Below are 12389 nucleotides of genomic sequence, written 5' to 3'. Positions count from 1 at the left end.
ATACACTGGCGTGTCGCTGTGCGCGCAACAGAGAAGAGAGACCGGGGGATGACCGCCCACACCACGCCTGCCGGGCCGGCAGCCGGACCGAGAGCAGCACGCCGGCGCCTCATACGCGAGCTGCTGCTCGTCGCGGGCTTCTTCACCGTCTACAAGGCGGGACGGCTGCTCTCGACCGACCGCACCGGCGAGGCCTTCCGCAACGCGGACCGGATCTGGGACGCCGAGCGCCTCCTGCACCTGCCCGGCGAGGGCGCGGTGCAGCGGCTGCTGCTCCACGGGGACGCCCTCGTGACCACCGCGAACACCTACTACGCGGCCGTCCACTTCCCCGCCACCGCGCTCTTCCTGATCTGGCTCTACATCCGCCGTCCCGCGCACTACCTGTGGACCCGCCGGGTGCTCGCCGTGCTCACCGGAGCCGCGCTCGTCCTGCACCTCGCCTACCCCCTGGCGCCCCCGCGGATGCTCCCCGCCGCCCGGCTCATCGACACCGGCCAGGTCTACGGGCCCACGGTCTACCGAGCCGCGCCGGACGCCGACACCCTGGCCAACCAGTTCGCCGCGATGCCCTCCCTGCACTTCGGCTGGGCGCTGATGCTCGCGATCGGCGTGATCGTCGCGACCCGTGGCGGGAGGGGCGCGAAGGGCGGCAAGGGCTCGCCCTGGCGGCTGCTGTGGCTGCTGCACCCGCTGGTGACGCTCCTGGTGATAGTCGGCACCGCCAACCACTACTGGCTCGACGCGGTCGTCGCCGCCGCCCTGCTCGGGCTCGCCCTGCTGGTGGTGCCGCGGCCGCGCGCGGGCGACCGGGACGACACGGGCGCGGGCAGGGACACGGGCACGGACAGCGAGGCGGGCACAGGCGCGGACGTCGGCGCCGGCGCGGAGGGCGCGGTACGCGGACTGCCGCGCCAGAAGAGCACCGCCGCGGCCGTGGGAGCGGGAAAGTGAACGACACCGCCCTCGCCGTCGGGATCTGCCTCGCCTCGGCCGTGACCTACGCGGCCGGCGCCGTCGCCCAGGAGCGACTCGCCCGCGCCGGCGTCGCGCGCAGCGCCGGGGCGCTGCTGGGCTCCGGCGTCTGGTGGTGGTCGGCCGGACTGAACGCGGCCGCGGCCCTGCTGCACGCGGCGGCCCTGCGGTACGGGCCCCTCACCCTGGTGCAGCCGCTCGGCGCGCTCACCCTGGTGGCCGCCGTGCCGATGGGGGCGCGCCGGGCCGGACGCCGCGTCGCGGCCACCGAATGGCGCGGCACCCTCGCGACCGTCGCCGGGCTCGGCCTGCTGCTGCTCCCCGCCTCCGGGCCGGCCCCCGACGACACCCTCACGCTGGCCGAGGCGCTGGCCGTCTCCGGGGCGACCGCGGCCGCCATCCTGCTCCTGACCGCGGTCAAGGACCCGGGCGCGGGCCTGCGGCACGCCACGGCCTCCGGGCTGGCCTCCGCCGTGGCCTCCGCGCTGACGCAGACCGTGGCCGTCGTCGGCGGCCGCGGCGTATCCCTGCTGAGCGTGCGGGTCGTCGCCGTGGCCCTGCTCGTCGTGGTGTTCGCGGTCGGCGGGATGCTCCTGTCGCAGCGGGCCTACCGGGGCGGCGGGCTCGGCGCCCCGCTCGCCGTGGTGAACCTGGCCAATCCCCTCGCCGCGGCCGCCATCGGCGCGGTCCTGCTCGGCGAACGACTCCAGGGCGGGCCGACGGGGCTGCTGCTGGCGGGGGCCGGAGCACTCGTGGCGGCGTGGGGCGTGGTCCTGCTGACCCGCGCGCCGGCCGCCCCGACGGGCGCCCCGGCGGCCCGGGTGCCGTCCGCCGCGCCCGAACTGGCCGTACCCGGGGGACGGGTGCCCGTCTGATCCCGGGGACCGCGCGGCGCCATGCTGAAACGTTCCGCCTGTCGACGATCCCCGGCACGCCACCGTCCGGCCCGTCGGATTCCGGCCGTTGTCCGGGCCTCCCGCCCCACCCCGGCCGCCGCCGGAGCCGGGCCCACTACCCTGGCCGCACGGCGCGACGTACGAGAACGAGCAGCGAGGAACCGGTACCGACATGAGCATCACCCCCGTCCCCACCGCCGACCTGTACGACGAGCACGGCGAAGCCCTCGACATCTGCACCACCGGCTTCCGGCAGTTCGGCGGCCGCCGGCTCTTCGCCGGCCCCGTGCGGACCGTCCGCTGTCACGAGGACAACGCCCTGCTGCGCGAACTCCTCCACACCCCGGGCGAGGGCGCCGTCCTCGTCGTGGACGGCGGCGGCTCGCCGCGCACCGCCCTGGTCGGCGACCTCATCGCCGGAGCGGCCGAACGCAACGGCTGGGCGGGCCTGATCATCAACGGCTCGGTCCGCGACAGCGTCGCCCTCGGAGGCCTCGACCTCGGCGTGCAGGCCCTGGGCACCGTCCCCCGCAAGAGCGGCAAGACCGGCGCCGGCGCCGTGGACGAGCCCGTCACCATCGGCGAGGTCACCTTCCGCGTCGGGGACACCGTCCACGCGGACGACGACGGCGTGGTCGTCCTGCGCGGCTGACGACGAGAACCGGCCCGGTCCGGCCCACCGGCCCTGGCCACCGCCCGGCGCACCGGGTTTCACTGCCGGTCCATGAGACGACACAGGATCACGGGCCTGCTCGGCGCGATCGCGCTGGCCGCCGGCACCCTGGCCGCCGCGGGACCCGCGCACGGCCTGCCCCGGGCCGACCCGCCGCCCGCCGAGTTCGGCACCGACTGGCACGACCCCCTCACCGCCGCGCCGCCCGTCGCGCGGCCCGCGACCCGGTCCTGCCAGGTGGGCCTCGCCGAGGCGCAGTTCCGCGACTTCACCCCCTACCGCGGCGACTACGCGCCCCCCACCGACTGCGGTGCGGCCGACTGGGCGGCGGTGGTGCTCCGCCTCGAAGGCAAGGTCAAGGGCCGCCAGTACGACCGCCTGGGCCACCTCTCCCTGGGCGGCGTGGAGATCCTGCGCACCTCGACGCCCCAGCCCTCGCCCGACGGCATCACCTGGGCCGTCGAGAAGGACGTCACCCGCTACCGCGACGCCCTCGCCCGCCCGCAGCCCGTCGAGATGCTCATCGGCAACGTCGTGAACGAGACCTACACCGGCGTCATCGACGTCAAGGTGACCCTCACCTTCTACGCCGCCGAAGGGCGCACCCCCGCTCCCGACGCCCCCGACCGGGTCCTGCCCCTCACGACCCCGACGGTCACCACGCCCCGCAACACCGAACGGCTGCTGGCCGAGGTGTACGCCACCGGCTCCGGCGGCGGCTGCGAGGAGTACTGGTACATGACCACCCCCGCCGGAGCCCCGTACTCCTGGTCGACGGGCGGCTCGCCGGCATCGCCGCGCTCTTCCCCACCGTCTGGACCGGCGGCTGGTCCAACCCGTTCCTCTGGTACGGGTTGGGGAAAAACGTTCCCGCAGGTGAAAGGCTCGCAGCAGGCGCAGTCGGGCACTGATCGGGCACATGGGCGCACCGGGTGCTCGCCGAAGTGATATTTGCAGGGCCGAAGCCGATCAGCTGAGTCGTCATTGCCCGATAGCCTGGCACAACCGGAGCCACCACCACCCCTCCCGCGGGCTACTGCCGCCAGAGCGCTCTGGTCACCGGGCCTCGCCCGCGCACGCCTTATCGGCGCGGACTGCGCCCGACCATAGCCGCGGCCGGCCAGCACCGCGCAGCACGACCACAGAGTTCGGCATCCTGTGTGAAACGCGGGTGCTGGCGTTGACGCCCGACGCTGACACCGCCCCTTCCACGAGAACCCGTCCCGTGGATCCCCTTCCCGCGTCAGCAGGCACTGTGCTCTCCGGGCCGGCGGGGCTACCGGTGCACGCGAGCGTGCCGCTTCGCCGGCCTGTCGTGCAGGCAGTGACCTGCAGCGGGGGGCGTCTGGGAAGTCGATGATGGGGAACCGTCCCGACACGGCGAGTGTCCCGTCGCGCGAGTGCAGCCGCGTGCCCTGCCCGAGCAGAGTTCACCCAATGACATGACCCCTATCACCTGGAAGCGACGGACTGCGCTGGTCGGGTGCGCTGCGTGGTGCCATGGTGGGGTTAGCAGCTGTTCGCGCACCGGGAGGTGTCGGGTATGGCGACCGAGAAGGATGCCGCCCAGGCCAAGACCCGGGGGCAGCGTGTGGCCGACAGCCGCGCCATGGAGGTTGCCTCCCGGGTCGGGCTCTGCGCGCGGGGAGTGATCTACGTTCTGGTCGGGCTCCTCGCCGTGCGGATCGGTTTCGGCGGCGGCAGTGACAAGGAGGCCGACCGGTCCGGGGCCGTGCGGACCATCGGTGAGCAGTCGTACGGCCAGGTGCTGCTGTGGGCGCTGGTGGTGGGGCTGGCGGCGATGGCGCTGTGGCGCTTTTCCGAAGCCGCCTTCGGGCAGGCGACGGAAGGTGGTGACAAGTGGACCCGGCGCCTGGGCTCCCTGGGGCTGGCCGTCTTCTACCTGGTGATCTGTGTCGGCGTGGTGCAGACCGCGCTGGTCGGCGGGTCCGGCGGGGTCCGCGGCGGTGACGAGTCGTCGAAGGACTACACCGCGCGCGTGCTGGAATGGCCCTATGGCCGGGTACTCGTCGGCGTGTTCGGGGCCGTGCTGGCCATCGTGGGCGTGGTGATCGTGGTGCGCAGCCTGATGCGGAAGTTCGAGAAGAACCTCCGTACGGAGCGGATGAGCCGGACGACGCGGCGTATCGTCGCGGCGCTGGGCATCATCGGCGGCGTGGCGTGCGGAGTGGTCGCGGTGGCGACCGGCCTGTTCATTCTCCTGGCCGCGGTGCGCTTCGACGCCAGCGAGGCAAAGGGCCTGGACGAGACGCTGCGCTCGTTCGCCGATACGCCAGCCGGGCCGGTGCTGCTGATCGCCGCGGCGGTCGGCCTTCTGATGTTCGGCCTGTACTCGTTCTGCGAGGCCCGCTGGCGTAAAGCCCCTGAACACGACGCTTAGCCAGAGCAGCCGATCAACCGCGATGCCGGCTGACCGCCCTGATCGCGCCGCCCCCGCCCCCGCCCGCACCCTGCCCACCGCCCAGTGCACCCCGGGCCCCGGGGGGATCAGTCACGACATCCCTGGGACCAGGACCGGGCGTCGAGCGCGTCCCTCGGCCACCGGGGCCCGGTCGGCCACCGCTTTGAAGCCGTTCAGGATGCGCGTTCAGCCTTGTGTGCGTTCGACCCGGACCGGGCCGTGCGTGGCGTCGGCGCTCTGGAGGTCACCGCGGCGGCCATGCTCGCCACGTCGGCGGTGACCGGCTCCCTGCTCGGCGGCTCCGGCCTCACGAGGGTGCTGGTCACCGTGGCGGTCTGGATGGTGCTGTGGGCTTCGGTCGTGGCCTTCCGCCGGTTCTGGCGGTCGTACCGGGGCGCGTGGGTGATCCTGTCCGAGCCGGCTCGCTGGTGCCGGGCTTTCGGAGTCCTGGTCCTCGCCGTGTTCCTCACTGGCATCGTCCGGAACGCACCCGCCTCCTCCTCCATCGCCCTCCTGTCTGCGACGGAGTCCAGCGGAGTCTGGCAGATCTTGGGGAGCGGTCGCCGAGGGTTACCTTCGCGGTGGTGTGGAGCGTTGTGGGCTGGAGTGACAACTGCCCGGGCCCAAGCCGCATGGATGTGTTCAACATTCGTGGTCCAGGCCCGCCTGGGCCTGCGCCCTCGGGTGACAGCGCGGACCGCTGCCCCCGGTCGGCTGCGGCGATGCGCCGCGGAGTTTCAGGGTCGTGGAAGAGGCCCCGGCGGCGCCCGACCCGGATAACGGATATCGGACAACCAGACCTGCGCGAGCCGTCATTCGCTCGGCCTTAGGTCTGCGGAACGCGGGGCGCCCTGTCGTGCGCCCCCGCCGAACGGGTGAGGGGCGCCGGATTTCGACCCGGTCCGTGGTGTTTGAACTCGATGCTTGGCGGGTCGGGATGGGTTGACGCACGTGGAGAGTGTCATGGCAAACGGTAGTGTCCTGCTGGCTTTGCGCGAGGACCCGTTGGGCCGGGGTGTCGGCGGTGACCAACTGCGCCGGATCGGCAAGGAGTTGGAGAATCGCGGCCTGGAGGTGCGGTGGGCGCGGACCGTCGAGGCGGCGTGCGCCGCCCTGCGTACGGAGGCGGGCCTGTCGGCTGCGGTCGTCGCCTGGGACCTGCCGTCCGAGACCGGTGAGGACAGCGACGGCCGGGGAGCGGCCGTCTTGCGTCAGATCACCCGCCGGTTCACGGCCCTGCCCGTCTTCGTCGTCATGAGCGAGGAATCGGACCACGGCCTGGACCGCCTTCCCCTGTGGGTGGCGGAGACCGCCGTCGGATACATCTGGCCGCTGGAGGACACGCCGTCCTTCATCGCGGGCCGGGTCTTCAACGCCGCCCGGGAGTACGGCGACTCCGTCCTGCCCCCGTTCTTCAAAGCGCTGCGCCGGTTCGACGACGCCCATGAATACTCCTGGCACACGCCGGCGCACTCGGGCGGCGTAGCCTTCTTGAAGTCGCCTGTCGGCCGGGCCTTCTTCGACTACTACGGTGAGCGGCTCTTCCGCACCGACCTGTCGATCTCGGTGGAGGAACTGGGTTCCCTCTTCGAGCACAGCGGCCCCATCGGGGAAGCCGAGCGCAATGCCGCCCGCATCTTCGGCGCCGACCGGACGTACTTCGTGCTCCACGGCGACTCCACCGCGGACCGTATGGTCGGCCACTACTGCGTCACCGCCGACGAGATCGCCCTCGTGGACCGCAACTGCCACAAGTCGGTGCTGCACGGCCTGGTCATCTCGGGTGCGCGTCCGGTCTACCTCGTCCCTACCCGCAACGGATACGGGCTGGCCGGACCGCTCCCTGCGCGCGAGACGGCGCCCGCCGCGGTCGCCGCCCGGATCGCCGCCCACCCCCTGACTCCGGGAGCAGTGTCCCCCGAGGCCCAGTACGCGGTGATCACGAACTCGACGTACGACGGCCTGTGCTACGACACCGTGCAGACGGCGCGCGCCCTGGCTCCCAGTACGCCCCGTCTGCACTTCGACGAGGCCTGGTTCGCCTACGCGCGCTTCTCCCCGCTGTACGCGGGCCGGTACGGCATGGCCGTGGGTCCGGACACCTTCGAGGGTGACGAGCGTCCCACGGTCTTCGCGACCCAGTCGACGCACAAGCTGCTGGCCGCCCTGTCGCAGAGCGCCATGGTCCACGTGAAGTCCTCACCCCGAGCGCCGGTCGAGCACCACCGGTTCAACGAGACGTTCATGATGCACGGCACCACCTCGGCGCTGTACCCGGTGATCGCCTCGCTGGACGTGGCCGCGGCGATGATGGACGGACCGCAGGGGGAGTGGCTGGTGAACGAGGCGGTGACCGAGGCCGTGCGGTTCCGGCAGGCCCTCGTCCGTACCGGGCGCCGGATCGCGGAGGCCGGGGACCGGCTGCCGTGGTTCTTCGGCGTCTGGCAGCCCGACACCGTCACCGACCCGGCCGACGGAACCAGCGTCGCTTTCGCAGACGCCTCCCCGGCACTCCTGGCCTCCGATCCCCGCTGCTGGGAGCTCGTCCCGGAGGCGGACTGGCACGGCTTCAAGGGACTCAGCGAGGGCCAGTGTCTCCTGGACCCCATCAAGGTGACGCTGACCTGCCCCGGCGTCAACGCGCGCGGTGAGGCGGACTCCTGGGGCATCCCCGCCCGCATCCTCACCGCGTACCTGGCCGGCCGCGGCATCGTCGTGGAGAAGACCGACACCTACACCACCCTCGTCCTGTTCTCCATGGGCATCACCAAGGGCAAGTGGGGCACCCTGATGGACGCACTCATGGACTTCAAGGCCCTCCATGACGCCGACACCCCGCTGCGCCAAGTACTGCCGGACCTCGTCGAACGCTACCCGCAGCGTTACAGCGGCACGACCCTGCGCGGTCTCTGCCAGGACATGCACGAACACCTCACCCGGGCGGAACTGATCGACGCCCTGGACACCGCCTTCCAGCAGCTGCCGGAACCCGTCGCCCCGCCCCAGGCGTGCTACCGGCAGCTGATCCGGGGCGGCACCGAACGGCTCCCCCTCGCCCAGGCCGCCGGCCGGGTGGCCGCGGCCATGGTGACCGTGACTCCCCCGGGGATCCCCGTCCTGATGCCCGGAGAAGCGCTCGGCGCATTCAACGGCCCGGTCCTGCGCTACCTGTCCGCGCTGGAGGCGTTCGACCGGGCCTTCCCCGGATTCCACAGCGAGGCCCACGGTGTCACCATCGATGCCGACACCGGGGACTACCTCATCGAATGCGTACGCCTGGGCATCCAGATGACGTGAGCCTCACGTCGTGTCGTCCTCTGGCCCGGGCAGTTCGAGTAGCGCTCTCCGCCAGTCGGCGGAGTCACCGGCCACTGCCAAAATTCATCAATGATCCGGGCCTGACACACACCCGGCCCTGGCCCCCTTCCGGGTGTTCCCGGTGCCTTGGCGGCGTTCGCCACCAAGGCACCGGGAACGCGGGCCCGCCCTCCCAACGGGACGGGGCGATGCCCGGAAGGCTCGGGCCCCGGGCTTCCCAGCCGCCGGGGCCTTGCCACCGGACAGACGGGTACCGAACCGCAGGACCACAACTTCAGTTCGGGTGCGTGCCCTGGCGAGGTTCGGGCCCTGTACACCCGGGCCCGATCGATCCAAGCCCCGGGCCCCAGCCTGGGCGGACCGACCTTCCACGCCAAACGGTCAGCTCGCCTTCCACACCCTCTCCGATGCCCGTTGGTCAGGAGGGCGCAGGTGGCGTCGACCGCGGGGATGAGCGTGGCACGCCCCAAAGCCGAGCCCGACCCGCCGCTGGCCGGCAAGCGCGTGGCAGCCAGTCGGCGGCGAAGTCGGCCTCCGCCATCCGCGGAACCGTCCTCGGGGCCGGGCGTACGTGCGCGCGGCCGTTCGGGCCAGCCGCACTGGCACGGACAGGCTCGCGGGGTGACGGTGGCGGGAGTGCCCGCGGCCTGTCGGCACTTCCACGCGCGAGGAGTCACCCATGTCGGAACGCAACACCGTCCTGCGCAGCCTCCACGACGTGGGTCTGGCCGCCTGGTTCGGAGGATCCCTGATGGGCGCTGTCGGCCTCAACGGCGCCGCGAAGGCCCAGGGCAACAGCTGGGAGGAAGGTGCCAGGATCGCCAGCACAGGGTGGGCGATGTGGGTGCCCGTGGGCGCCGCCGCGATCGGCGTGCATCTCGTCGGCTCCACCGGCCTGCTCGCGGCCAACGCCACACGGGTGGTCACCCAGCAGGGCGTCGCCGCCTCCACCATCGCCAAGACCGTCCTGACCGGCGCCGCACTGGCCGCAACCGCCTACACCCGCGTCCTCGGCAAGACGATCGAACTCGCCTCCTCCGGCAACCCCCAGGACGCCGAGAAGGCCGAACACATCCCCGTCGACACCGGACAGGCCGAGCGCCGCCTGTCCTACGCCCAGTGGGCCGTGCCGGCCCTGACCTGCGGGCTGATCGTCCTCAACGCCGTCCACAGCGAGCAACAACGCCCCGCCCAGCAGCTCTACGGAATGTTGCGACGCGCCCGCACCCTGGCCCCCTACGTGGTGCGCCACTGGAGCCCCACGCACTGAGACGCCCGACCGCACCTGCGCCCTGACAACGGATCACCAAGGTCGATGCGGCGATTGCGGCCTGGACGAACGAGGCGTTTCACCGCCGTCGGCCTGCGCGGTTTCAGCTCGCCGAGGTTGCCCTGTTCCCAGGACGCTCGAGGGTCGAGACCATTCGCGCCGGGCGTGCTTGCGGTGCCGCCGTGCCTACCTGAGGGGCCTGAGGTGGAAACGTTTCCGTTCGACAGCTGGGCGGGCCGGTGGGCGGTCCATGCCCGGAGCGTGTCGCACGGCGAGGTGGTGGCCGCTCTGCTGGTGGATCTCGCTGCTGATCCACGCGGGGTGTACCTCGCTCCGTCGGTTGCCTTCCCGCTGGCTCCTGCGGCCCGGGCCCTGGGGGTGCCGGCCGTCCTGGTGCGTACGGCACTGCACCAGCTCTCGGAAGCCGGCCTGGTCCGTATCGGCACCGAGGACGACCACGAGGACGGGCCCCGGGTGAGGGTGACCCTCCTTCCACCGTTCCCGGAGGTCACCGCGGGCGCGGACTCCCTCGCGCCGTCTCCCGCCGACCGGCGCGAGGCGGACGATACCGTCGGCTCATGAGCACGGGCGCCATGCTCCTCCAGCGACACGCCGATTCGCAGATCGGGGGCGGGAGGAGGCGCGGCCCCGGCCCTCTTTCGGCCCGCAGCTGCTGGCCCGGCGTGGTGTTCCGACTGCCGAGCCCTGCGGCGCAGCGGCTCAACGGGGGCTTGGCCTGTGGGAGGTACGCATGGAGTCGCCGAGGGTGGCGGTGAGGCCCGAGCCGGACGGCGTGTGGGTGGTCGTCTGCACCGGTGAGTTCCAACCTGGACGCGACGGGGAAGCTGGCGGCCGCCTGTGATCACGACGCCGCTGGGGCGCGCCTCCTGGTGGTCGACGTCGCCGGGGTGACGTTTGCCGACTCGTCGTTCCTGAACGTCCCCATCCGGCTGAACAACGGCCGCTCCCTGGCCCTGGCCGGGCCGCTGCCGCACCAGCCGCAGCGGCTGCTGGAGATCACGGGGGCGCTGGGGCTGTCACGTTGCGCGACGGCCGGACACCGACAGCCGGCTCCTGAGACGGCGACTGGCCTTCAGGCCGGGGCCAGTCGTCATGGGCTGGTCCCGTGGATGCCCGAGGCCGCGCGCGTCAGGTGTGGATGCGGCTGTTGGGGCCGTCCTGGTCGTCGGCGGTGTCGTCGTTGAACCAGTGGCCGCCGGCGGCGAGGTAACGGAAGGAGTGGGTGCTGTCCTTGGGAAGTTCGACGGTGACGGCCCGGTTGCCGTCCTTGCGCGGGGTGAGGGCGTGAACGCCGGGGCGCCAGTCGTTGAAGTCGCCGACGACGCTGACCTCGGCCGCGGGGGTGTCGGCGGGCAGGACGAAGGTGACCTTGGCGGAGTTCTTGCGCAGGGCGGAAGGTCTCGGACCATCGCGCGGAGGTGCTGGCCGGCCTGGAGACGCTGCGGGCGCTGGCCGAACGGATGGCACCTGGCGACCGCTCCGATGCCGCGCACGGGCGCGGTGACCGTCCCCGAGTGCACAGGAGTATGTACTTCAGGGGCGGCCCTTATGGGTCTTGAAGACCCTGGTCACAGCCATTCGTTGATGGTTGCGACCAGGACCGTTGCCTCGTAGCGGACGGCGAGCTTGTCGTAGCGCGTGGCGACAGCGCGGTGTCTCTTGAGGCGGTTGATGCCGCACTCGACCGCGTGGCGCTGGCGGTAGTCGGCCGGGTCGAAATGCGGCGGCCGGCCCCCGCGGGAGCCGAGCTTCTGGCGGTTGCGTGCCTGGTCGGCCTTGTCCGGGATGGTGCAGCGGATCCCACGGCGGCGCAGGTAGGAACGGTTTTTGCGGGAGGCGTACGCCTTGTCTGCGCGGACCCGATCGGGGCGGACGCGTGGCCGGCCCGGCCCGATGCGGGGCACGCGGACCTTCTCCAGCACGGGTTCGAACTGCGGCGAGTCCCCGCGCTGTCCTGCCGTGATCACGATCGACATGGGCTTCTGGCCCTGCTCGACGGCCAAGTGGAGCTTGGTGGTGAACCCGCCGTGCGAGCGCCCCAGCCCGTGATCACAAGGCTCGGTGAAGATGCCGCCCGGTGGTTCCTTCTGCAGGTCGCCCTGCTTGCGGGCCCCGGCCGCGTGCTGATGGGCGCGGCAGACCGTGGAGTCGACGCTCAGGTCCCACGTGATCGCACCCTTCGCCTCGGCCAGGGACTGGAGGCGGGTGAGGATCCGGTGCCAGGTGCCGTCCCGCTGCCACCGGCGGAATAGGTCGTAGACCCGGTTCCACGGTCCGTATTCGACCGGGATATCCCGCCATGGAACACCGGTTCGGACCCGGAACCGTATGCCGTCGATCAACTGGCGTCGAGGCCAGACGGGCGGCCTCCCCGCCCTGATGCCCTTCGGCAACAGCGGCTCCAGCGCCGCCCACTGCTCGTCCGTGAGATTTCCCCGCCCCATGACGTGTGATCATTCACAGCCCAAGATCCACTTTCGATACACGGCCTAACGGACCCGTGCTCCACGTCGGGCATGAGCTGGGCCCGATGACGTCGCCGTACCGGCCACCGGGTCACCCACCCGCCACACCCGGCACGACCCAGGCACCCCCGCGTGTGACAGTCCAGATGGGAAGACCGGACGACAGGTTGCCCCATGCAGGCAGGGCCCGGCTACCCGGTAGCCACACCGGCCGGGCCCTGCGCCACTCGGAGAGCGGCAGCGGGCCAGCTGTGCGCCGGCTCGTCGTCACAGCCCCACCCCGCCCGCCCCGGAGCTTGACTCAGCAGGGCCCTTTGGCCGTATCCACGCGCCATACATGCCTGGCCGG

General features: G+C 72.1%; 9 protein-coding genes and 1 pseudogene. 8 read left to right on the top strand and 2 right to left on the bottom strand.

The features are described from left to right. Window positions 1–48: 48 nt before the first annotated feature. The 8 genes and pseudogenes from OHA91_RS03405 (at window position 49) to OHA91_RS03370 (ending at window position 10136) form a co-directional block, all read left to right on the top strand. The gene (locus OHA91_RS03405) at window positions 49–954 is read left to right on the top strand and encodes a phosphatase PAP2 family protein (protein ID WP_266495622.1); all 906 of its coding nucleotides are present in this window, start codon (window positions 49–51) and stop codon (window positions 952–954) included. After that, window positions 951–1850: a DMT family transporter gene (locus OHA91_RS03400; RefSeq protein WP_328738547.1), complete on the top strand. Its 900-nt coding sequence runs from the start codon at window positions 951–953 to the stop codon at window positions 1848–1850. Before OHA91_RS03405 ends, OHA91_RS03400 begins: the two co-directional genes overlap by 4 nt. Window positions 1851–2043: 193 nt before the next feature. Beyond that, complete coding sequence (gene rraA / locus OHA91_RS03395) at window positions 2044–2523, top strand: ribonuclease E activity regulator RraA (RefSeq protein ID WP_266495628.1); 480 nt, start codon at window positions 2044–2046, stop codon at window positions 2521–2523. A gap of 72 nt (window positions 2524–2595) precedes the next feature. Beyond that, window positions 2596–3395, top strand: a pseudogene (locus tag OHA91_RS03390) (peptide-N4-asparagine amidase); the annotation flags it as partial. A 692-nt stretch (window positions 3396–4087) separates the two neighbouring features. Further along, window positions 4088–4945 (top strand): DUF1206 domain-containing protein, encoded by an 858-nt coding sequence (locus OHA91_RS03385; RefSeq protein WP_266495631.1) that lies wholly within the window; start codon window positions 4088–4090, stop codon window positions 4943–4945. A gap of 984 nt (window positions 4946–5929) precedes the next feature. Further along, window positions 5930–8263: an Orn/Lys/Arg family decarboxylase gene (locus OHA91_RS03380; protein WP_266495634.1), complete on the top strand. Its 2334-nt coding sequence runs from the start codon at window positions 5930–5932 to the stop codon at window positions 8261–8263. Window positions 8264–8963: 700 nt separating this feature from the next. Continuing rightward, entirely contained in the window at window positions 8964–9554 is a 591-nt protein-coding gene (locus OHA91_RS03375) for a hypothetical protein (RefSeq protein WP_328738546.1), read from the top strand. Between the two features lie 204 nt (window positions 9555–9758). Further along, window positions 9759–10136, top strand: a complete 378-nt coding sequence (locus OHA91_RS03370) for a hypothetical protein (RefSeq protein WP_328738545.1) — start codon at window positions 9759–9761, stop codon at window positions 10134–10136. 567 nt (window positions 10137–10703) lie between these two features. Here the strand turns inward: OHA91_RS03370 and OHA91_RS03365 are convergent. Both OHA91_RS03365 and OHA91_RS03360 read right to left on the bottom strand, forming a co-directional pair. Then, window positions 10704–10964, bottom strand: coding sequence for an isoamylase early set domain-containing protein (locus OHA91_RS03365; protein ID WP_328741064.1), 261 nt, complete (start codon window positions 10962–10964; stop codon window positions 10704–10706). 179 nt (window positions 10965–11143) lie between these two features. Next, entirely contained in the window at window positions 11144–12019 is an 876-nt protein-coding gene (locus tag OHA91_RS03360) for an IS5 family transposase (RefSeq protein WP_328738544.1), read from the bottom strand. Window positions 12020–12389 lie beyond the last annotated feature (370 nt).

Source organism: Streptomyces erythrochromogenes (genome assembly GCF_036170895.1).
Taxonomy (GTDB): Bacteria; Actinomycetota; Actinomycetes; order Streptomycetales; family Streptomycetaceae; genus Streptomyces; species Streptomyces erythrochromogenes.
Note: the sequence above shows the minus strand (reverse complement) of the source record. Positions and strands in the feature narration are given on the sequence as shown.